The 21,024-nt window shown below is 70.9% G+C and carries 22 protein-coding genes; 11 read left to right on the top strand and 11 right to left on the bottom strand.

What is annotated here, in order from left to right; genetic code table 11:
• The first annotated feature begins 98 nt into the window (after positions 1 to 98).
• On the top strand, positions 99 to 803 hold the full coding sequence (locus ACLJQF_RS08920) for a TIGR03089 family protein (RefSeq protein WP_410607743.1): 705 nt from the start codon (positions 99 to 101) through the stop codon (positions 801 to 803).
• Positions 804 to 864: 61 nt separating this feature from the next.
• On the opposite strand, the gene ACLJQF_RS08915 is transcribed toward ACLJQF_RS08920, so the two are convergent.
• A complete protein-coding gene (locus ACLJQF_RS08915) occupies positions 865 to 1,305 on the bottom strand; it encodes a DoxX family protein (RefSeq protein ID WP_410607742.1) in 441 nt (146 codons plus the stop codon).
• Positions 1,306 to 1,418: 113 nt separating this feature from the next.
• Positions 1,419 to 2,234 carry a DUF1206 domain-containing protein gene (locus ACLJQF_RS08910; protein ID WP_410607741.1) on the bottom strand — a complete coding sequence of 272 codons (816 nt, stop codon included), beginning with the start codon at positions 2,232 to 2,234 and terminating at the stop codon, positions 1,419 to 1,421.
• An 81-nt stretch (positions 2,235 to 2,315) separates the two neighbouring features.
• Here ACLJQF_RS08910 and ACLJQF_RS08905 point away from each other — a divergent pair, with 81 nt between their 5' ends.
• Both ACLJQF_RS08905 and ACLJQF_RS08900 read left to right on the top strand, forming a co-directional pair.
• The gene (locus tag ACLJQF_RS08905) at positions 2,316 to 2,465 is read left to right on the top strand and encodes a hypothetical protein (protein ID WP_410607740.1); all 150 of its coding nucleotides are present in this window, start codon (positions 2,316 to 2,318) and stop codon (positions 2,463 to 2,465) included.
• A gap of 18 nt (positions 2,466 to 2,483) precedes the next feature.
• Positions 2,484 to 2,708 carry a hypothetical protein gene (locus ACLJQF_RS08900; RefSeq protein WP_410607739.1) on the top strand — a complete coding sequence of 75 codons (225 nt, stop codon included), beginning with the start codon at positions 2,484 to 2,486 and terminating at the stop codon, positions 2,706 to 2,708.
• On the opposite strand, the gene ACLJQF_RS08895 is transcribed toward ACLJQF_RS08900, so the two are convergent.
• The 3 genes from ACLJQF_RS08895 to ACLJQF_RS08885 form a co-directional block, all read right to left on the bottom strand.
• Positions 2,705 to 3,130, bottom strand: a complete 426-nt coding sequence (locus ACLJQF_RS08895) for a hypothetical protein (RefSeq protein WP_410607738.1) — start codon at positions 3,128 to 3,130, stop codon at positions 2,705 to 2,707. The two genes, ACLJQF_RS08900 and ACLJQF_RS08895, sit on opposite strands and share 4 nt — an antisense overlap.
• A 68-nt stretch (positions 3,131 to 3,198) precedes the next feature.
• Positions 3,199 to 4,128 carry an esterase/lipase family protein gene (locus ACLJQF_RS08890; RefSeq protein WP_410607737.1) on the bottom strand — a complete coding sequence of 310 codons (930 nt, stop codon included), beginning with the start codon at positions 4,126 to 4,128 and terminating at the stop codon, positions 3,199 to 3,201.
• Positions 4,129 to 4,421: 293 nt separating this feature from the next.
• Positions 4,422 to 5,579 carry an acyl-CoA dehydrogenase family protein gene (locus ACLJQF_RS08885; RefSeq protein ID WP_410607736.1) on the bottom strand — a complete coding sequence of 386 codons (1,158 nt, stop codon included), beginning with the start codon at positions 5,577 to 5,579 and terminating at the stop codon, positions 4,422 to 4,424.
• 106 nt (positions 5,580 to 5,685) lie between these two features.
• On the opposite strand from ACLJQF_RS08885, the gene ACLJQF_RS08880 reads away from it, so the two are divergent.
• Positions 5,686 to 7,413, top strand: coding sequence for a class I adenylate-forming enzyme family protein (locus ACLJQF_RS08880; protein WP_410607735.1), 1,728 nt, complete (start codon positions 5,686 to 5,688; stop codon positions 7,411 to 7,413).
• On the opposite strand, the gene purE is transcribed toward ACLJQF_RS08880, so the two are convergent.
• The 5 genes from purE to ACLJQF_RS08855 form a co-directional block, all read right to left on the bottom strand.
• Entirely contained in the window at positions 7,410 to 7,907 is a 498-nt protein-coding gene (purE, locus tag ACLJQF_RS08875) for a 5-(carboxyamino)imidazole ribonucleotide mutase (RefSeq protein WP_410607734.1), read from the bottom strand. The genes ACLJQF_RS08880 and purE overlap by 4 nt on opposite strands.
• Before the next feature lie 14 nt (positions 7,908 to 7,921).
• Positions 7,922 to 9,106 carry a 5-(carboxyamino)imidazole ribonucleotide synthase gene (locus ACLJQF_RS08870; protein ID WP_410607733.1) on the bottom strand — a complete coding sequence of 395 codons (1,185 nt, stop codon included), beginning with the start codon at positions 9,104 to 9,106 and terminating at the stop codon, positions 7,922 to 7,924.
• 114 nt (positions 9,107 to 9,220) lie between these two features.
• The gene (locus tag ACLJQF_RS08865) at positions 9,221 to 10,429 is read right to left on the bottom strand and encodes a glycosyltransferase 87 family protein (RefSeq protein WP_410607732.1); all 1,209 of its coding nucleotides are present in this window, start codon (positions 10,427 to 10,429) and stop codon (positions 9,221 to 9,223) included.
• A complete protein-coding gene (locus ACLJQF_RS08860; RefSeq protein WP_410607731.1) occupies positions 10,404 to 11,753 on the bottom strand; it encodes a glycosyltransferase 87 family protein in 1,350 nt (449 codons plus the stop codon). Before ACLJQF_RS08860 ends, ACLJQF_RS08865 begins: the two co-directional genes overlap by 26 nt.
• 71 nt (positions 11,754 to 11,824) lie before the next feature.
• Positions 11,825 to 12,670, bottom strand: coding sequence for a GGDEF domain-containing protein (locus tag ACLJQF_RS08855; protein WP_410607730.1), 846 nt, complete (start codon positions 12,668 to 12,670; stop codon positions 11,825 to 11,827).
• Between the two features lie 270 nt (positions 12,671 to 12,940).
• Between ACLJQF_RS08855 and ACLJQF_RS08850 the strand changes: the two genes are divergently transcribed.
• From ACLJQF_RS08850 to ACLJQF_RS08820, 7 genes are all read left to right on the top strand, one after another.
• The gene (locus ACLJQF_RS08850) at positions 12,941 to 15,175 is read left to right on the top strand and encodes a sigma-70 family RNA polymerase sigma factor (protein ID WP_410607729.1); all 2,235 of its coding nucleotides are present in this window, start codon (positions 12,941 to 12,943) and stop codon (positions 15,173 to 15,175) included.
• A 24-nt stretch (positions 15,176 to 15,199) separates the two neighbouring features.
• Positions 15,200 to 15,343: a hypothetical protein gene (locus tag ACLJQF_RS08845; protein ID WP_410607728.1), complete on the top strand. Its 144-nt coding sequence runs from the start codon at positions 15,200 to 15,202 to the stop codon at positions 15,341 to 15,343.
• Between the two features lie 10 nt (positions 15,344 to 15,353).
• Complete coding sequence (locus ACLJQF_RS08840; RefSeq protein ID WP_410607727.1) at positions 15,354 to 15,881, top strand: GtrA family protein; 528 nt, start codon at positions 15,354 to 15,356, stop codon at positions 15,879 to 15,881.
• A 231-nt stretch (positions 15,882 to 16,112) separates the two neighbouring features.
• Positions 16,113 to 17,402 (top strand): MFS transporter, encoded by a 1,290-nt coding sequence (locus ACLJQF_RS08835; protein WP_410607726.1) that lies wholly within the window; start codon positions 16,113 to 16,115, stop codon positions 17,400 to 17,402.
• 10 nt (positions 17,403 to 17,412) lie between these two features.
• Complete coding sequence (locus tag ACLJQF_RS08830) at positions 17,413 to 18,261, top strand: NAD(P)H-binding protein (RefSeq protein ID WP_410607725.1); 849 nt, start codon at positions 17,413 to 17,415, stop codon at positions 18,259 to 18,261.
• Between the two features lie 20 nt (positions 18,262 to 18,281).
• The gene (locus ACLJQF_RS08825; RefSeq protein WP_410607724.1) at positions 18,282 to 18,926 is read left to right on the top strand and encodes a response regulator; all 645 of its coding nucleotides are present in this window, start codon (positions 18,282 to 18,284) and stop codon (positions 18,924 to 18,926) included.
• A gap of 164 nt (positions 18,927 to 19,090) precedes the next feature.
• Positions 19,091 to 19,714 (top strand): LuxR C-terminal-related transcriptional regulator, encoded by a 624-nt coding sequence (locus tag ACLJQF_RS08820; protein ID WP_410607723.1) that lies wholly within the window; start codon positions 19,091 to 19,093, stop codon positions 19,712 to 19,714.
• Between the two features lie 24 nt (positions 19,715 to 19,738).
• Here the strand turns inward: ACLJQF_RS08820 and ACLJQF_RS08815 are convergent, their stop codons facing one another.
• Positions 19,739 to 21,022, bottom strand: a complete 1,284-nt coding sequence (locus ACLJQF_RS08815) for an ATP-binding protein (RefSeq protein ID WP_410607722.1) — start codon at positions 21,020 to 21,022, stop codon at positions 19,739 to 19,741.
• Between the last annotated feature and the right edge of the window lie 2 nt (positions 21,023 to 21,024).

Here is a 21,024-nt window from a genome sequence, read left to right as displayed (position 1 = left end):
AGCTCTCAAGATATATTTGCTTTCAAAGCAAAGGTACTGAGGCCGATCACCCGGTGTCAACCGGCGCGGCGCGCGGTCCGCGCTTTAGCCTTGTCCCCATGAGCCTGACCGACGAGCTGCTGCGCCCGCTGCCGGCCGCCCAACCGCTGATCACCCACTACGACGACCAGCTGGGCAGCCGCGTCGAGCTGTCCGTGGCGACCACCGCGAACTGGGCGGCGAAGACGGCCAACTGGCTGACCGAGGAGTTCGACGTCGAGCCGGGCGACGCCGTGGCCGTGCAGCTCCCGGGGCACTGGCAGACCGTCGGCGTGCTGCTCGGGGCGTGGTGGTGCGGGGCACGCGTGGTGACCGAGGGCGCCGGCGCGCGGGTGGCGTTCGTCGGGCCGGACGACCCGGAGCCGACCGGCGCGGCGGCCACCGCAGTCGTGACGCTCGACCCGATGGGGCGCGGCCTCTCCGAGCCGCCCGGCGGCGGCGCGTTCGACTACCTGAGCGAGGCCCGACTGGCGGGCGACCAGTACCGGCCGCTCTTCCCGATCCCGGGCACCACGGCCGCGCTCTTCGAGTCCACTGTGGACGAGGTACTGGCCGAAGCCAGGGCTCGCGCGGCGAAACTCGGCCTCACCGCGGACGACCGGGTGCTGTCCACCCGGGATTGGAGCGGACCGGAGGGCATCCTCGACGGCCTGCTCGTCCCCCTGGCCGCGGGCGCGCACCTGGTCCACGTCAGCAACGCGGACCCGGCGAAGCTGGCCGCCCGCCGTGACGCGGAACGCACCACGGCGGACCTCCCGGCGTAAAGCCGTGAAGGCCACCTTGAGGAACTTCAAGTTCCTCAAGGTGGCCTTCACGAACCACGGGTCAGGCGTTCTGCAACTCGCCGACCTCGGCGTCGCGCCGGGCGCGCTTGCGACCCCACAGCAGGTGGTCGAGCGAGAGCCGGCCGCCGTTGAAGCCGAGCGCGAGCCCGGCGAACGCCAGCACCAGGACCAGCTCGTAGCCGCCCTGGCCGGTCAGGCCGTTGTCGATGTGCACCGAGAGCAGCGCGCCGACCGAGATCACGACGTAGCCGATGCCGACGAGCGGCAGCAGGAAGCCGACGATGAAGGCGACCGAGCCGAGGATTTCGACGGTCATCGCGAAGACCGCGGCGGCCGTGGGCAGCGGGATGCCCGACATCTCGAAGAACTTCGCCGTGCCGTCGATGCCGTTGTTCCACTTCTGGAGGCCGTGCGCGAGGAAGACGACCGCGACGCCGATCCTCCCCAGCAACAGGGCCACGTCCTTGAATCGTCCGAACATCGGTTTCAGCTCCCGGGTAGGTGAAAGTTCAACTGACCCGACCCAAAGTAGGGCACCGGGCACCAGGACCCGAAGCTCCGGACGGTGATCGACAGGAAACCGACAGGCACGTTTCAGCGTTTGTGCGCCCGGGCCGCGCCGAAGCAGTACACGCCGAACGCGGCGAGGCCGAGGGCCACGACGATCAGCAGCACGGTGCCGAAGGGCTGGGCGGAGAGCGTCTTGAGGGCGGCGTCCAGCCCGCCGGCCTTGTTCGGGTCGGCCGTGAACCCGGCGATGGCCAGCAGGATCGCGACGATGGCCAGGACGACGCCCTTGGCGAGGTAGCCAGTGGTGCCGATCCAGCCGATCCAGCGCTTGGTCTTCCCCGGCAGCTCCGTCGTGTTCAGGTCCTCGAGGAACTTCTTCTTCACACCCTTGACGCCCGCGGCGATGGCGACGCCGAGAATGCCCGCGGCGGCGATCACGACCAGCGCCGGCCCGGCCGGCAGCTTGAGCAGTTCGGCGGTGAACTCCTGCTGCTTCTGGTTGCCGGACCCGCCACCCCCGCTGCCGGTGGCGATGCGGATGGCGGTGAAACCGAGCACGAGCACGACGACGCCGCGCGCGGCCGCGCCGATCCGCTTGCGCGTCCGCTTGCCACCGCTGACCCACTCGTACCCGGTGGCGGCCATCATGAACTGCCAGAGCCCGAACAGGATCAGGCCGACAGCGACGATCCAGAGCAGGATCTGGCCGAACGCCGTGGAGCCGATCTGCTGCAGGGCCCCCTTCTGGTCCGCTTGCTCACTGTCGCCGAAGGCGACCTGCAGGGCAAGGTAGGCGATGACGAGGTGCACGACGCCGTAGCACGCCATACCGACGCGCCCCAGCAGTTGCGCGGTGTCGCTCTTCTCGCCTCTTTCGGCGGTGGCCTCTGTCCGGTTCATGCCTGCTGGGGTACCCACGACCGACCTTGATCCGCTGGGCCATCCGGCCTAATCACTTGCTGTGGCTGAGACGATCGCGCTGTGACCGCGCAATTGATCGGCTATTGGTCGGGGCAAGAGATCCACCCCAGCTCGCCCGAGTACACCGACCTGGGCTTTCGCGCCGACGGTTCGGGCTGGAAGTACTGGTCGAGCTGGAGCACGGAATTCATCGTCGAGCGGTTCCGCTGACACCTTCCGGCGCCGGGCGTGCTGGCCGTCCGGCTGTACCTGACCATCGGCGGCGAGTGGTCGGTCGACAACGGGGACGTCACGCACCAGGTCGAATACCGGGAGGACGACGACACGGTCGTCGAGGTCGGCTGGGCGATCGAACCGAACACGGAGCTGACCTTGGACCGGGGGCTGGGCAACCCCTGCGGTACGCGGTTCCTCCCGGTCGCCGACGGTGGCACCGATCCGACGCTGGACTAGGCGGGGCGGCGCCGCACCTCGTCGAGGCCGGCCCAGCCGCCGTTGACCGCCAGCAGCGTCAGCACCTGCTCCGCCTGCTCGGCGAACCGCGAGAGGTCCTCGTGCAGCAGGGTCGCGCGCTCGCCGTCGAGCTGGTCGAAGTCGTCGAACCACAGCGAGATGGCCGAGCCCGCCGTGACGGCGAGCCCCTGCGTCAGGCTCAGGAACCCGGGCGACGGCTCATCGGCGGCCGCGCGGTAGGCGGTCTCGATCTCGTCGCACGCGGCAAGCAGGTCACGCAGCTGGCGGACGGCGCCGGCCGGGGTCCCGTCCCAGGCGGCTGTCGGCCAGGCGCGATCGGACAGCTCGAGCCACAGCCGCCAGCCGGCGACCAGCTCGGCTTCGTCGTGGGGCGTCCAGGACGCCGGAACCGGCCAGTACATGCTTCGAGAGTGACACCGCCGGAGCGGAAATCCGCCCCGGCGGTGGGTTATGTCTCATGTGGCGAAACTCAGCTGATGACGGGCGGCACAAAGACGCAGGGCGGCGTCTTGGCGTGCGCGGGATCGAGCGCGTTGAGCACCAGCCCCTGCGCGACGGGGTCGTAAGTGATGCCGAGGTGATCGATGAAGTCGAGCCCGCAGACGTTCTGGAGCAGGATGTTCTTGACGTTGGGAGCGGCCGCGAGGAAAGCGCTGCCATACGGCGTCACGACGTCGTCGTAGCGGGTCTGGATGACGGTGTACTGGATGCCGGGCACGGTTTCCCCGCCGGCGTTGAGGTCGGCGAGGAAGGTCGAGCCGACGGCCTGCTCGTTGCAGGACTGACAGACGGTCCCGAGCGCGGCGGGGACGCCGGGGATCAGCTCGAGGGTGCTCAGCAGCCCGAAGAGATCGGTCCCGTGGTTGGACGGCGACAGCCCGACGAGCCGGCTGATCTTGTCCGCGCCCCCGAGGTACTTGATCCAGTACCGGATGTTCATCCCGCCCTGCGAGTGCCCGACGACGTCGAGCTTCGAGGCCCCGGTGGCCGCGAGGACGCGATCCCCGAAGGCGGCAAGCGCTTTCGCGGTGTCGGCGATCGGGCCGACGGTCTGCAGGAAGGAACCGGGCGCCCCGCCGAAGTTGCCGGCGAAGACGCAGTACCCGGCATCGGCGAGCTTCTTCGAAAGGTTGGCCCAGTTCTCGTAGGCGTTGGCGGTGGTCCCGTTGGAGAGCAGCACGGGATGGGGATGCCGGTCGGTGGGTTTGCAGTTCCAGTCGTTCGCCCCTGGTGGCGCGATGGTGGGCGCGCCGAGCGAGTACAGCGCCGCCGTGAGGATGTTCGGCTGCACGGGCCCGGTCGGTTCCGTTGCCGCCGCCTGCGCGGTCCCCGCTCCCAGCACGAGTACCGCCACCGTGGCGACGGCCGCCGTGAGCCACCTGCGCGTCGTTGCGCCCATCCGCTTCACCTCTCTGTGAACCGATGGTGATCCGCGTCACCGATGGCTTAACGCGCGGGTAACTTGTTCGAACCTCCCCCTAGTGGGTCATTTTCCGTCCCCGGTAGGCAGCGGAACCAACGGAAGCGAGCCGAACGCGATAGCCGGCCCACGCCGCCCAGACCCCACGCAACCCCGATCCGAAGCCAAAACACGGCCGGCGGCACCGTGTCAAGGCACGCTTTCCTGCCTTGACACGGTGCCGCCGGCCGTAGTCACAATTCAAGCTTCGGGGTGGCGGAACCCCGCGAAAATCAGCCCTTCAGAAGAGCCCGAGCCATCACGACCTTCTGAATCTGGTTGGTGCCTTCGTAGATCTGCGTGATCTTGGCATCCCGCATCATCCGCTCAACCGGGAAGTCCCGCGTGTACCCAGCCCCACCAAAGAGCTGAACGGCATCCGTGGTCACCTCCATGGCAATGTCCGATGCGTACGTCTTCGCAGCCGAAGCCATGAACCCGGCCCGCTTGTCCCCCCGCTCGGACGCAGCAGCCGAGGCGTACACCAGGTGCCGGGCAGCCTCGATCTTCGTCCCCATGTCGGCCAGCATGAACTGAACACCCTGGAACTCGGCAATGGACTTGCCGAACTGCTTGCGATCCTTGACGTACGCAACAGCGGCATCCAGCGCGCCCTGAGCAATACCCAGCGCCTGAGCACCGATGGTCGGCCGGGTGTGATCAAGTGTCCGCAGCGCCGTCTTCAACCCCGAACCCGGCTCACCGATGATCCGGTCTTCGGGAATGGTGCAGTTCTCGAAGTAGATCTCCCGGGTCGGCGAACCCTTGATGCCGAGCTTCTTCTCCTTCGGCCCCACGGAGAAACCCGGGTCGTCCTTGTGCACGACAAACGCCGAAATCCCGTTGGCCTTCTTCTCGGCGTCGGGATCGGTGACGGCCATGACGGTGTACCAGGAAGACTCCCCGGCGTTGGTGATCCAGCACTTGGTGCCGTTCAGCACCCAGTGATCGCCATCGAGCCGAGCCCGCGCCCGCATGGAAGCGGTGTCCGACCCGGCCTCTCGCTCCGACAGCGCGTACGACGCCGAAGCCTCGCCCGACGCGATCGAGGGCAGGACGAGCTTCTTGAGCTCCTCGGAAGCGGACAGAATGATCGGCTGCGTACCCAGCTTGTTGACCGCCGGGATCAGCGACGCCGACGCGTCGACCCGCGCGACCTCTTCGATCACGATGCAGGCGCCGACCGCGTCTGCGCCCTGCCCGTCGTACTCCTCACCGATGTGCACGGCGTTGAAACCCGACTTGACCAGCGCGTTGTACGCCTCGATCGGGTAGCGCTCGTTCTCGTCGACCTCCGCCGCGTACGGCGCGATCTCCTTCTCGGCCAGAGCCCGGACCGCGGCCCGCAGCTCCTCGTGCTCCTCGGCAAGCTGGTACAGGCCGTCGGTCACTTCCGGTCACCTTCTCTGGAACGTCGGGAGGGGTTCCGTCGATGTTAGCGCTCGTTCACCTACGTCGTCCTTGTGGCCTTGACCGCAGAATTCGTATGGTCGAGTGATGCCGCTCACCGCGCCGACGACGCCGCCCGGCCTGCCCGCCTCCCTCGACTACCCGGAAGTCCCCGCCGGTTCGATCCTGGCGGCGGGTGCCGCGCGCTGGGGCGATCGGACGGCCTTCGCCCACGACGGCCACCACCTCACCTTCGCCGACACCTACCGAGCCGCCTGCCGGTTCGCCAACGCGCTGCGCGAACGCGGCATCGGCCGCGGCGACGTCGTGGCGCTGCACCTGCCGAACTGCCTGGCCTTCCCGATCGCCTACTACGGCACGCTGCTGGCCGGGGCCACCTTCAGCCCGGCGAACCCGCTGCTCCCGCCGGACGACCTCGCCTTCCAGCTCACCGACTGCGAGGCCGCGGCCGTGGTGACGTTCGGCCCGGTCGCGGGGGCGCTGGCGAGCGTCGCCGACCGGATCCCGGCGCGGTTCACCGTCGTCGTCCAGCCCGCCGGCAACCTGCCCGAGGGCGCCACCGAGTTCGAGGCGTTCCACGCCGCCCAGCCCGAGACTCCCCCGGCCGTCGACCTCGACCTCCACGAGGACCTCGCCCACCTCGCCTACACCGGCGGCACCACCGGCCGGTCCAAGGGCGTGCGGCTGTCGCACCGCAACGTCGTGGTCAACACGCTCCAGCACGCCTGCTGGGGCACCGGCTCGGTCCCGGCGCTCGACGCGCACGGCGACGTCGTCATCGACCAGATCGGCAGCGAGGACGAGTGGCCGTCACGCTTGGGCACCGGCGTCGCGATCAACCTGACGCCGTGGTTCCACGCGATGGGCATCATCGGCGGCCTCAACGCCGCGGTGATCGCCGGGACGACGGTGGTCCTGCACACCCGCTTCGACCCGGCGGCGTACGTCGCCGACGCCGAGCGGCTCCGCGTCACCGGCATCGGCGGCGCGCCGGCGCTGTTCGCGGCCCTGCTCGCGACGCCGTCGTTCCACACCGCCGACCTGTCATCGGTCCGCGCGATCGGTTCGGGTGCGGCGCCGATGAACCACGCGATGATCAACGCGCTGCGCTTGCGCTTCCCGGACGTGGTGGTCACCGAGGGCTACGGCCTCACCGAGGCGACGATGGGCGCGGTGATCTCGCCGACGTACCGCTCGGGCACGCGCAAGGTCGGCTCGGTGGGCCTGCCGATCTTCGACACCGAGGTCAAGATCGTCCCGGCCGAGGGCGGCGAAGACCCCCTGCCCCCGGGCGAGAAGGGCGAGGTCTGCCTGCGCGGCCCGCAGATCATGCCCGGCTACCGCAACCGCCCCGAGGAGACGGCGGCGGCCTTGGTGAACGGCTGGCTGCACACGGGCGACATCGGCATCCTCGACGCGGACGGGTACCTGTCCATCGTGGACCGCAAGAAGGACATGCTGCTGTACAAGGGCTACAACGTCTTCCCCCGCGAACTCGAAGAACTGCTCATCGCCATGCCGGGCGTCGCGGCGGCCGCGGTGGTCGGCCGCCCCGACCCGGAGGTCGGCGAGCTGCCGGTGGCGTTCGTGGTGCCGCGAGGATCGCTGGACGCCGACGCGCTGATGGCCGCGCTCAACGAGAAGGTGCTGCCGTACAAGCGGCTGCGGGAGGTGCGCGTGGTGGAACAGATCCCGGTGTCCGCCGCGGGAAAGGTGCTGAAACGCGAGCTCCGGCAGCAGCTGATCGGCGACCTCGACCAGCTCGATCCGGATGCACCCAACGCCCCATTGGGGCGCTTGGGCAGGGAGATCTAGCGGCCCGTCTTCTCGCGCAGGGCCGCGTCCTTGTCCAGGACCAGCTTCTCCAGGTCCGCCTGGAACTTCGCCACCTTCGCCCGCAGGCCTTCGTCGGACGCCGCCAGGATGCGGACCGCCAGGAGGCCCGCGTTGCGCGCGCCGCCCACCGAGACCGTGGCCACCGGGATGCCCGCCGGCATCTGAACGATCGACAGCAGCGAGTCCAGGCCGTCGAGGTACTTCAGCGGGACCGGCACGCCGATCACCGGCAGCACCGTCGCCGACGCCACCATGCCCGGCAGGTGCGCCGCGCCGCCCGCGCCCGCGACGATCACCTTCAGCCCTCGGGACGCCGCCGAGGTCGCGTAGTCCAGCATGCGCTGCGGAGTCCGGTGCGCCGAGTAGACGCCGACCTCGTACTCGACGCCGAACTCGTCCAGCGCCGCACCCGCCGCCTCCATCGTCGGCCAGTCCGAGTCGCTGCCCATGATCACGCCCACCTGCGGCGCCATACCGACCTCTCCCGTCAGTGGATTTCGTAGCCGTCGAGCCAGACGGCGTGAGACAGCCAGTGCGCCGACAGCAGCGCGCGGTTGCGCAGGTCCTCCATGCGCTCGCCGGTGAAGTTCACGTGCCCGAGCTTGCGGCCCGGCCGCTCCTGCTTGCCGTACAGGTGCACCCGCGCCTCCGGGTACCGCGCAAACAGGTGGTGCAGCCGCTCGTCCGGCCCCATCTCCGGCAGCTCCGGCGCGCCCAGCACGTTCGCCGACACGCACGCGGGCGCGATCAGGTCCGTCCGGCCCAGCGGGTAGTCGAGCACCGCCCGCAGGTGCTGCTCGAACTGCGACGTGCGCGCGCCGTCCATGGTCCAGTGCCCGGAGTTGTGCGGGCGCATCGCCAGCTCGTTCACCAGCAGCCCGGTGTCGGTCTCGAACAGCTCGACCGCGAGCAACCCGGTGACGTCCAGCGTCGCCGCGATCCGCAGGGCCAGGTCCTGGGCCTCGTGCACCCGCGAGTCGTCGAGCCCCGGCGCCGGGGCGAGGACCTCGGTGTTGATGCCGCCGGTCTGCACCGTCTCGACCACCGGGTACGCCGCGCCCTGGCCGAAGGGCGAGCGGGCGACGAGCGCGGACAGCTCCCGCCGCATCGCCACCTTCGCCTCGACCAGCAGCGCCGTGCCCGCGGCCAGCAGCTCCGGCACGGTTTCGCGGGCGTGCTGCGCGGTGTCGAGCATCCAGACGCCGCGGCCGTCGTACCCGCCGGTCGACGCCTTGAGCACCACCGGCCAGCCGTGCTCGCCGCCGAACGCCACGACGTCGTCCACAGAGGACACCTCGGCGAACGCCGGGCCCGGCACGCCGAGGCCCGCCATCATCTCGCGCATCACGAGCTTGTTCTGCGCGAAGCCGAGCGCGCTCGCCGCCGGCCGGATGACGTGCCCCTCCGTCGCCAGCGTCAGCAGGTGCTCACCCGGCACGTGCTCGTGGTCGAAGGTGAGCACGTCGACCGAGGCCGCGAACTTCCGCAGCGCGTCGAGGTCGGTGTGGTGCCCCAGCGTGACGTCGCCGGCGACGAGCCCGGCGGCTTCGTTTTCGCCCGCGGCGAGCACGCGCAGGGACTGGCCGAGGGAGATCGCCGCCTGGTGGGTCATCCGGGCCAGTTGGCCGCCGCCCACCATGCCCACGACGGGCAGACCGGTGTGTTTGTCCATAGCGCCGATCAGCCTACTGCGCCGATTTTTGCCGATCCGACCGGCAGTCACGGCGGAGCAGGTGCGGTGAGCAGGCCACTTGCGGTCCGTGTCCGCCTGCTTTCGGCCGGATTGTCAAACTGTCACCAGCCGGGCCGACCCCCGGACCAGACGTAGCTCACGCGCCGCGAGGCCGAGAATCCCCGCGGCCGCCGCCAGCACGTAGACGTTGCCGAGGACCGACCAGCCGAGGCCCCAGCCGAACTCCGTGTCGCCGCCGTTGGGCACCAGCATCACGATCTGCGAGCCGAACAGCAGCGCGACCGCCGCCGCGGCCCACCACCGCGCCTTCACCACCAGCAGCGTGAGCAGGGGCACGCACCACACCCAGTGGTGTGACCACGACACGGGTGACAGCAGCAGCCCGTAGAACGCCGTGACGAGCAACGCCGCCGCATCCTCGCCACGCCGGTGCAACCGCACGACCAGCCACACCGCCGGCACGGCGAGCACCGCCGCCACCCCGACCGCCACCGCCAGCGACCAGGGGGCCAGCGCCGAAGCCCGGCTGACCAGCCCGTTGAGCGACTGGTTGAAGATCCAGTGCACCGACCCGACCCGGCTCGGGTCGGTCGCCGAATCCCGCCAGAACCTCGCCGCGTCGACCGGGATGACCGCGAACATCACCGCTTCGAGTGCCACGAACGTGCCCAGGGCCCGCAGCCCATCCTTCCACCGGCCCGTGAAGAACAGGTGCGGCACGAAGATCAGCGGGGTGAGCTTGATCGCCGCCGCCACGCCGATCAGCACGCCCGCCCACCGCGACCGCCGGGCCGAGAGCACCAGGACGTCCAGCACCACGAACGCCATCAGTATCAAGTTGATCTGGCCCAGGAACAGCGTCTTCCACACCGGTTCCAGCGCCAGCGCGATGGCCGTTCCCGCCGGCAGCGCCCACCGGCTTCTTCCCAGAAGCGACGAGCCCCCCGGCGACGACGAAACCACCGTGATGACGACCATAAGGCCGACCACCGACAAAACCGCGATCACGCCCCAGACCAGGCCTGATGGCACGAGCGCGAGCGGCAGGAAGAGCGGCGCGGCGGCCGGCGTGTAGGTGAACGGCAGCCGCACCCAGTCCGGCAGCGCGGTCAGCACGTCCCGCGTGTAGAGCGGGTCGCCGTGCAGCAGAGTCAGCGCACCCGCGCGGTACACGGCGCTGTCCGCGCCCAGGTGCCAGCCGGCGAGCCAGACGACGACCCCGAAAGCGAGGACGACCAGCGCGAGAACCCCCGCGAGCACCCGGCCGGTGCGTGCCTCAGACCCCGGCTTCGACGTCGGCATGCTCGTCCGGTGCGGCCTTCGTCCGCGCTCGACGGAGGAGCCCCCACCGCAGGATCAGCGCGAAGGCCAGCACGACCGGCATCAGGATGTAGGCGTCCCCCAGGATGTTCTGCCACACCTTCCAGTGCAGCTCGACGTTGCGGCCGTTCGGCAGGATCAGCAGCACGCAGCTGACGAACACGAACCCCACCAACCCGGTCCCGACCCAGCGCTTCCACGCCGTCTTCGGGGTGGTCTTCGGCAGCCGCGAGACCAGCAACACGATCAGCGGGATCACCCAGACCCAGTGGTGGGTCCACGAGATCGGCGACATCAGCAGCGTCCAGAACGCGGTGACGAGCAGCGCGGCCAGCGCCTGGCCCTTGCGGTGGAAGCGCATCAGCAGCCACAGCGCCGGGATCGCGAGCAGGAAGCCGATGCCCATCGCCGCCTTCGACGCCCACGGCGCGAGGTCGGTGGCCCGGTTCATCAGCGCGTTCAGCGACTGGTTGCCCGCCCAGTGCACCGGCCCGATCCGGCCGGTGTCCGGCAGCGTGACGGTCCAGTACTTGGCCGCGTCGTGCGCGTTGATCAGGAACATCAGGCCCTGGAGCAGCACGAACGTCGCGAACCCGCGGATGGCGTCCATGCGGCGGCCGGTGATGAACAGGTGCCCGAGGAACACCAGCGGCGTCAGCTTGATCGCCGCGGCGACGCCGACCAGCACGCCACCCCACTTGCTGCCCCGGGTGCCGATGACCAGCATGTCCAGCAGGATCATGGCCATCAGGATCAGGTTGATCTGGCCGAGGAAGATCGTCCGCCATACCGGCTCGAGGGCGAGGAAGACCAGGAAGAACACGATCGTCGAGCGGGCGGGCGAGGCCCACCAGCGCGGCCCGTCCGCGGCGGGACGCGGCAGCGCGCCGATCGCGATCCGGATCGACAGCGCCATCGCCCCCAGCGACACGGCCGTGATCAGGCCCCAGGAGATCTGCGTCGGGAACGCGGCGAGCGGGACGAAGATGAGGGCCGCCGTCGGCGGGTAGGTGAACGGCAGCAACGCCCACCACGGCTCGTCGGGCAGGGTGTTGGCGTCGTAGAGCGAGTCGCCGTGCAACAGCGTCAGCGCGCCGGCCCGGTAGACCGCGCTGTCGACGCCGAGCACCCAGTCGTGCTGCCAGCCGTAGATGCCGTACCCGATCGCGACCAGCGGAATCACCGACAGGATCAGGATCGACCGGGGGCGGACGGACAGGCGGGCGAGAGATTTCCGCAGGGCCAAGCGGTGCTGGGGTCTGGCCGCGACTTCGCCATCGACGTCGGTGGGTACGGTCCGGGTCACCGCACCAGGAAATCATGACCGGCCCGGTCCTGGTCGGAAGGGTCCGGGCAAAACCGGACTTTTCCGATGTTCTACGCGCGCGCCAGGTGGGCCAGCAGGTCACAGGCGAGCTCATGGGTGGCGGGCAGCCGCACCGCCGAGACGCGCGGACGGCCGATGTCCGCCAGCTGGGCGTCGACCTGTAGCCGCTCGTGCAACGCCCTTCTCAGCGCGACACCCTGCGAAGCGACCCGCGCGTCCTTCGGGACCAGGGCCGCGACGACGGACGGCCCCAGCGAAGCGACGCTCTGCCCGCTGTCGAACACCGTCCGCAGCGCGTCCGCGACCAGGATCATCCCGGTCAGCCGCGGGAACCCGGCGACGGCGGTGAGGTCGAGCGAGACGACGAGCAGCACGTGGTCCTCGGCGGCCGGCCGCTCGCGCGCGTCGGCGGCGCGGTAGACCTCCGCGAGCCGGGTGCGCAGGTACGCAGCCGACGGCAGGCCGGTCAGCGGGTCGGTGACCTCGGTGTGCACCAGCTGGTCGGTGGCGACGTCCGCCCAGGCCAGCGCCGTGGTCCGGAGCAGCCGCGCCGGCGTGGCGTCGACGTCCGGCGAGACGAACCCGTCGCCGCTCTGGTCGAGCACGGCGTGCAGCGCGGCGAGGTCGGCGAGGGTCTCCGCGAGCCCCGCCCCGGCCGCCGCCCGTGCTCTGGCCAGGCCGGCCAGCGCGGTTTCGGCAGCTTCGACGCGGCCCTTCGCCATCACCGCCGCGCAGACGGCGTCGACCTCGGGCAGGGCCCAGTCACTGGGGAACCGCCAGCCCGCGGCGAGGCTGGCCGTGCGCCAGCGGGCCCGCAGCACACGCAGGGAGGCGTCGCGCTCGGCCCGCGTGGGCGGGGTGTTATCGGAGCCGGGTCGCGTAGCCGGAACATCCACTGGCCACCCGCCCCTTTCGTCCTGTTTGCCACGATCTTGTTCTTCGCTTCACGATGAGGACGTACCCAGCCGGGCGCCGTGACGCGCACTGACCACTTTTTGTCTTGGAGCTTTTCCCCGCCCCCGCGCGGGGGTGGGTGATTTTGCTCCGCCGTCGGAGTCATCACCCCGACCACGACGTGACCGCCGGAGGTGGGTCAGTCACACTTGTCTCGCGTCCCGGATCGGCCTGTAATGGCAGGTCCTGGCTCTAGCCGACCGAGGAGTGCCGTGTCCAACGTTCCCGCCGAACTCAGCGGAAAGAGTGACGCCGAGCTGATCGCGGAAGTTCGCTCCGGGAAGATCGCGTCGTACGGGACGCTCTACGAACGGCACACCGGCGCGGCCCGCAATCTGGCTCGCCAGCTGGCCCGCTCCAGCTCCGAAGCCGACGATCTCGTGTCCGAGGCGTTCGCCAAGGTGCTCGACACGCTCCGTGGCGGCAAGGGCCCGGACACAGCCTTTCGGGCGTATTTGCTGACTGCGCTGCGTCACACCGCGTACGACCGCACCCGCAAGGAGCGCCGGGTCGACCTCAACGAGGACATGTCTGAGGTCGGCGGCGCCGCGGCGGAGGCGCTGACCGTGCCGTTCTCCGACACCGCGGTCGCCGGGCTCGAGCGGACGATGGCCGCCAAGGCGTTCGCGCGGCTCCCGGAACGCTGGCAGGCGGTGCTCTGGCACACCGAGATCGAGCAGCAGAGCCCGGCCGAGGTCGCGCCGCTGCTGGGCCTGACCGCGAACGGCGTCTCCGCGCTCGCCTACCGCGCCCGCGAGGGACTTCGCCAGGCCTACCTGCAGGTCCACCTGCAGGAGAACGCCGAGGAACGCTGCCGCGCCTGCGCCGAGCGGCTCGGCGCGTGGACCCGCGACGGGCTGTCCAAGCGGGAACGCGCCCAGGTGGAGAGCCACCTCGACGAGTGCGACAGCTGCCGGGCGCTGGCCGCGGAGCTGGCCGACGTCAACGGCGGGCTGCGCGCGATCATCGCCCCGATCGTCCTGGGCGGCGCCGCGCTGGGCTACCTCGCCACCATCGGCGCCGCGAAGGCGAGCGCGGCCACGGCGGCCACCGCGGGTGCGGCCGCCGCTGCCGGTGCCGCGGCGGCCGGCGGCAAGGCCGGCGCCTCCGCGGGGGCCGCCGCCGCGGGCCCTCGCCAGTTCGCCGGGGTCGCCGCCGCGGGCACGGCGATCGTCGCGGCCGTCGTCATCGCGCTCACCGCGGGCGGCGGGGCGCAGGAGATCCCGGTCGCCGCCCAGGAGCCGCCGCCGGTCCAGCAGGTCGAACCGCCGGCCCCGCCACCTCCGGCACCGCCCGCGGCGCCACCGGTCGAACCCCCGGCGCCGCCACCGCCCGCACCGCCCGCCCCACCCGCCCCGCCGGCGGTCGAGCCCGCCCCGCCGCCGGTCGCCCCGCCCGCGCCGGCCCCGCCGCCCGCGCCTGCCCCGCCCGCGCCGGCGCCGCCGTCGATGTCCGCGACGACCCCGCCGGACGGCGTCGAGCTCAGCCCGGGCGCCGCGACGAACCTGCCGATCACCGTGCGCAACGACGGCGGCAGCCTGTCCGAGCCGGTGGCGGTCGCGCTGAACCTGCCGCGCGGCGTGCGCGCGGTCGACACCGGCGGTGGCGGCGCGCCGGCCGCCCGTGCGCAGGCCCCCGGCCCGGTATCGGTGAACTGCCCCGGCGGCGAGGGCACGGTCGTCTGCAAGACCGGCGCCGGCCTGCAGCCCGGCCAGAGCGCGACGCTGAACTTCCGCCTGCAGGCCGACGAAGACGCCGAAGGCGGCACGGTGACCGGCTCGGTCACGGCCGGCGTGGAGATCTCCGTCAAGGTGAGCGTCAAGGTCACCGTGAAGCTCCCGCCGGACGCCGTGGTCCTGGAAGCGCACACCGACCCGCTCTCGCTGCTCCCGTGGTTCCCCGACCCGCGGGTCTACGTGACGGTCCACAACACCGGCGAGACGACCAAGCCGGTCACGGTCACCTTCGACGCCCCGCTCAAGCAGTGGTGGAGCCTGCGCGACTTCCCCTGCACGACGACCGGCACCGGCACGAGCTGCACGACGAAGAGCGCCGTGGCGCCGGGTCAGCACGTCAACCTGTGGGTGCGGCTGAAGGGCCGTCCCCACGACGGGCGGGTGACGATCAACGCCCAGCTCGGCCGGGCGGCGGCCCCGCCGGTGACCGTGAACTTCGGCTGCTGGCGCCACTGGTGCGGCAAGGACCCGCTGCCCTCGTCGACGACTCCGTCGGTCCCGACGGAGTCGTCGACGACTCCGGCCAAGCCGACACCGACGAAACCGACGCCGACGAAGCCGAAGCCACCGGTGACGACGACGGAGGAGTCGGCGAGCGAGCCACCGGTGTCCTCGACCACGACGAGCGCGCCGCCGCGGTCCGGCGGGAATCCCGGGGCCAAACCGCCGACGGTCAGCCCCGAGAAGGGTTTGGGCTGGCTGACCGGGTAGCGGCGGTCGCCGTTCGGCGTCGAGGTGGCCGACTTCGTCAGCGGCATCGTCATCGGCACGCTGCTGGGCACGCTGTTCCGGTGGTGGGCCTTCCCGAAACCACCGAAGATCCGGACATTCACGGCAGCAAGGCCGCCTGAACCACAGTTCAACGCGGTGTTCTCCTAGACTGCGTGGTGTGACCGTTGTGGAAACCGTCCTCAAGCGCACGCCGGAGCCACTGCGTTCGGTGCTGATCAAGCACCGGGAGCTGCTGAAGTTCGGGATCGTGGGCGGCACGACGTTCCTGGTCGACAACGGCGTCTGGTACACGCTGAAGCTGACCGTGCTGGAGCCGAAACCGACCACAGCAAAGGCGATCGCGATCATCGTCGCGACCATCGTGTCCTACATCCTCAACCGCGAGTGGTCCTTCCGGACCCGCGGCGGGCGCGAGCGACACCACGAAGCCGCGTTGTTCTTCGTCATCAGCGGCATCGCGGTGGGCGTCAACCTGGTCCCGCTGATCGTCTCGCGGTACGTGCTCGACCTCGAGGTCCCGCACGTGACCTTCCTGGTCCAGGAGATCGCGGACTTCGCGAGCGGCTCGATCATCGGCATGCTGCTGGCCATGTTCTTCCGCTTCTGGGGCTTCAAGAAGTGGGTGTTCCCGGACGAGCTGGGCGAGCGGCGGCGGGACAACGACCAGATCACCCGCCTGCCCTGAGCAAGTACTTGTCTTTTTACATGTAGTTGTCTACAGTCATCCTCGTCAGTGTTCCTGCGCAGATGACGCCGTCCGGGTTCGGCCGGGCGAGCGGGACGATTCGAGGTGGTTTCCGAGCGCGAAGAGGTCGCATCCGTCCGCGGATGACGATGGAGCCTTTTCCCGACTCGACGGGACGTGTTTTCCGCGCGTCCGCATCTCTCGTCCCTTCTGACGAAACAAGGATTTCTTTTGCGCACGATCGCGCCTTCGCGCGCCCTAAAACCTGCCCTCACGGGCCTGTTCCTGTCCGTTTTCCTCGCGATGCTCGACGCCCAGGTCGTCGCCACCGCGCTCCCCCGGATCGCCGCCGAATTCGGCGGGACCGGCGCCTACGCCTGGGTCACCACCGCCTACCTGCTCGCCGGGAGCGCCACCGCGCCCCTGTACGGCAAGCTCGGTGACGTCTTCGGGCGCAAACGCGTGCTCCTGGGCGCGCTCGCCCTCTTTCTGCTGGGCTCGCTCGCCTGCGGCCTGGCGCCGTCGGCCGCGTTCCTGATCGCCGGGCGCGTGCTGCAGGGCGCCGGGTCCGGTGGCCTCTTCGTCTCCGTCGGCGCTTCGCTGGGCGAGATGTTCACGCCTCGCGAAGGCGCGAAGTACTTCGGCTGGTTCTCGATCTGCTTCGCCGTCGCTTCGCTCGCCGGGCCGGTCGTCGGCGGCCTGCTCACCGGGCTCGCCGGGTGGCGGTCGATCTTCCTGGTCAACCTGCCGCTCGGGCTGGTCGCCCTCGTCTGCCTGAAGACGCTCGACCTGTCGACCCGGCGCCGGGAAGCGCCGTTCGACTTCGCCGGCGTACTCCTGCTGGGCACGGCGATCACCGGGTTCACCCTGCTCACGCCGTTGTCGATCGGCCTCGGCGCGGCCGCGGCCGTGGTGTTCGTGTTCGTCGAACGGCGGGCCGAAGCGCCCGTCCTGCCGCTGCGGTTGTTCCGCGACCGGACGTTCACCGTGTCCGTGCTGCTCAGCGTGCTCGCCGGGTTCGCGTTCCTCGGCTCGGTCAACTACATCGCGGTCTACCTGCAGGCCGACGCCGGTCCGGCGGAAGGCGGGCTGCGGCTGCTGCCGATGACGCTCGCCGTGTCGCTCTCCTCCGTCGTCGCGAGCAAGGTCATCGCCCGCACCGGCGCGTACCGGTGGGCGCCGCGGTCGAGCATGGCGCTCGGCCTGCTCGCGGTGCTCGGCCTGCTCGCACTGGACGGTCTGCCGCAGATCCTCGCCTGCCTGGTCGTCTTCGGCTTCGCGGCCGGGCTGAACCTGCAGGTGCTCGCCATGGCCACGCAGAACACCGCCCCCGCCGCGGATCGCGGCGCGGTCGCCGCCGGCGTCAACCTCGCCCGCGCGCTCGGGTCGGCCCTCGGCCCGGTCGCGCTCGGCTTCGCCTACCACGCCGGCACCCACGGCGTGTTCCTCGCGCTGCTGCCCGTGCTCGCGCTCGGCCTCGTCACGGCGTTCGCGCTCCCCCACGTCCCGCTTTCCCGATAGGAGAACCACGATGATCTTCGTACTCGGTGCCACCGGCAAGGTCGGCCGCCGGCTCGTCCCCGCCCTGCTCGACGCCGCCGCCGGCGTCCGCGCCCTGACCCGCGACCCGGCGAAGGCCCGGATCGACCCGCGCGCCGAAGTGGTCCGCGGCGACCTCGACACCTCGGACCTGCCCGCCCTGCTGGCCGGCGCGGACCGCGTGTTCGTGCTGAGCCAGGGGCACAGCGCCGACCGGGAGGTGGCGGTCGCCCAGGCCGCCGCCCAGGCCGGCGTCACCCACCTCGTCAAGCTGTCCACCACGGGTGTCCACTTCGGACAGAAGGACGCGATCAGCCGCGCCCACGCCGAAGCCGAGCAGGCGATCCGCGAAGCCGGACCGGCGTGGACGATCCTGCGGCCCGGCACCTTCATGGACAACCGGTTCGCCTGGATCGGCTCGATCCGCGAGGAAAACGCGGTGTACGTGCCCGAGACCGATCCGCCGTCCGCGCTGGTCCACGTCCGCGACATCGCCGCGGTCGCGGCCCTCGCGCTGACGACGTCCGGTCACGAAGGCGCGACCTACGAGCTCACCGGCGGCGAAGCCCTCACCACCGAGCAGCAGGTGGCGATCCTGGCCGAAGCGATCGGCCGTCCGCTGAAGTACGTCGAAGAGACCGAAAGTGCCGCGAAGGAGCGGCTGATCCGGATGTACGGCTGGCCCGCGAAGGCGATCGACGGCCTCTTCGCCCTCAAGCGGGAGTCAGCACCACACGAACGGGTCGTCTTCGACACGGTCGAGCGGCTGCTCGGCCGACGGCCGCTGACCTTCGCGGCCTGGGCAGAGGAGAACGCGTCCGCGTACCATCACCAGGAGTGACGAGGGCGAGGTGACGGCGGATGAGTGACCTGCGCGTCCTCGTCGTCGACGACCATCCCCTGTTCCGGATCGGCGTGGGCACGCTGCTCGCCGCCGAACCCGGGATCGAGGTCGTCGGCGAGGCCGCCGGCGGAGCCACCGCGGTCACCTCCGCCGCCACTCTGCGGCCGGACGTCGTGGTGATGGACCTGCACCTGCCCGACATGTCCGGGATCGAGGCGACCCGGCACATCGTGGCGGCGAACCCGGGCACCGGCGTGCTGATGCTGACGATGGCCGACGAAAGCGAGTCGGTCTTCGCGGCGATGCGCGCCGGTGCCCGGGGCTACCTGCTCAAGGACGCCGAGCCGGACGAGATCATCCGCGCCGTCCAGGCGGTCGCCCGGCGGGAGGCGATCTTCGGCCCGGACATCGCGAACCGCGTGCTCGCCTTCTTCAACCAGCCGCCGGCCAGCGAGCCGGTGTTCCCGGAGCTGACCGGGCGCGAACGTGAGGTGCTCGCGCTGATCGCGGCCGGGCACAGTAACAGCGTCATCGCGAGCACGCTGTGCCTGAGCCCGAAGACCGTGCGCAACCACATCTCGAACGTCTTCGCCAAGCTCCACGTGGCCGACCGGGCCGAGGCGATCGTCCGGGCCAGGGACGCCGGGCTCGGCCGTCTGTGACACGGGATGCTTCGCCCCAGGCCGGGGGCTCCGCCACCCGGACCCCCGAACCGAAGTCCTGATCGGGTGCCCGTCCGGGCAACATCGGGACCCCGGTCCCATGCGCCCGGGACACGCGAACGGGCAGGCTGGGAGCCTGCACCGTTCGAGGGGAATGGGGAACGATGTTCGAAACCGACCGGACCCCGGTGGTGGTCCGCGCCACCGATCCGATCCTGCACAACGGCGTCTGCATGACGCTGCGTTCGCGCGACGACGTCCGGGTGGTGGATGACGGTACGGCTCAGGTCGCCCTGTTGGTCACCGACCGGCTCGACGAGCCGATGACCCAGCTGCTGTCCGCGCTGCACCACCAGGGCTTCACCCGCATCGTCCTGATCGCGGGCGAAGTCGACGACAACGAGATCCTCAACGCGGTCGAGCACGGCGTCTGCGCGGTCGCCCGCCGCGCCGACGCGGGCCCGGAAGTCCTCGTCCGCCTGATCAAAGCCGCGGCGGCCGGGGAAGGCGCGTTGCCGCCCGACCTGCTCGGCCGGTTGCTGAACCGGGTTTCCCGCCTGCAGCGCCAAGTGCTCCAGCCGCGCGGCCTGCGGCTGGGCGGCATGAGCGACCGCGAGACGGAGGTCCTGCGGCTCGTCGCGGCGGGACATTCGACGCAGGAGATCGCCGACGAGCTGTGCTATTCGCAGCGCACGGTGAAGAGCATCCTCCACGACGTGACCAACCGGTTCCAGCTGCGGAACCGGTCGCACGCGGTCGCGTATGCGTTGCGGGAAGGGCTGATCTGACCGACCGGCCGCGTCCCGCGGTTTCTAACGCGGGACGCGCTCGGCCGGCCAGCGCACTTCCGGAACGTCGCTCGGCCGCGGCACCTTCAAGAACAGGCTGAACACCGCCGGACGCCGGTTCGACAGTTCCAGGCGGCCGCCGTCGGCCTCGACCAAGGCCCGCGCCAACGCCAGGCCCACCCCCGTCGAGCCGCCGCCGGAAAACCCTCGCTCGAAGATGTGCGGCGCGAGCTCGTCCGGCACGCCGGGCCCCGTGTCGCTCACCTCGATCACCACCGTGCCCTCGGCGTCGCCGCGGCGGCCGATGAGCGTCACCGTGCCCGAGCCGTGGCGCAGCGCGTTGTCCAGCAGCACCCCGATGACCTCGCGAAGCCGGCCAGGGGTGGCCCGCGCCATCAGGCCGTCCGCCACGCGCGTCCGCAGGTTGCGGCCCTCCGCGCGGAGCAGCGCGCGCCACTCCTGCGCCATTTCCGGCAGCTGGGTCGGCAGGTCCACCGGTTCCGCGCCGACCTCACGCGCCGCGCGGGCCGCCGCCAGCAGCTCGTCCAGTGCCTCGGCAAGCCGGTCCGCCTGCTCCTGGGCCGCCTTCGACTCGTCGGCCACCTCGTCGTCCGGGTGCACGGTGAGCGGTTCCAGCCGCAGCTGCAACGCCGTCAGCCGGCTGCGCAGCTGGTGCGAAACGTCCCCGACGAGCTGCCGCTCCCGCTGCACGAGCTGGGCCAGCGCGGTGCCGGACGCGTCCAGTGCTTCGGCGACCATGTCGAGCTCGCCGACGCCGTAGCGGCTCGGGTCGGGCCGGAAGTCGCCGCCGCCGAGGCGGGCCGCGCGTTCGGCGACGTGCCGCAGCGGTTTCGCGAGCCGTCTGGCGGTCGCGATCGCCACCACCGCGCCGGTGCCGATCGACAGCAGCACCAGCAGCACGACGACCAGCGTCACCGTCGTCTGCCGCTCGTGCATCGGGCCCGCCGCGACGGCGATCGCCACCTTGCCGTCGCGGGCCAGGTCGGCCGTCTCGGTGACGGTGTCGGGACCGGGGTCGTTACCGTAGCGCTTCTCCTGCTGGTTGGGGACCTGGACGCTGAGCAATCCGTTCGCCGGGACCGCCGCGCGCACCTGGTCGAGGTCGATCTCCTGGCCGTTGGCGATTTCGGTGTCCAGGATCGCCGCCGCCGCACGGGCGTTCTCGGCGAGCGTCTCGCGGTAGCTCGACTCGATCTGCCAGCTCGCCACGATGCCCAGCGGGATGCCGAGGACCGCCGCGGTGACGGCGACGGCCAGCAGGATGGCCAGCAGGATGCGGCGGCGCACGG

This window comes from Amycolatopsis sp. lyj-109, assembly GCF_046548995.1.
Taxonomy (GTDB): domain Bacteria; phylum Actinomycetota; class Actinomycetes; order Mycobacteriales; family Pseudonocardiaceae; genus Amycolatopsis.
The sequence above is the reverse complement of the archived record's forward strand: the minus strand, read 5'-3'. Positions and strand labels throughout refer to the sequence as shown.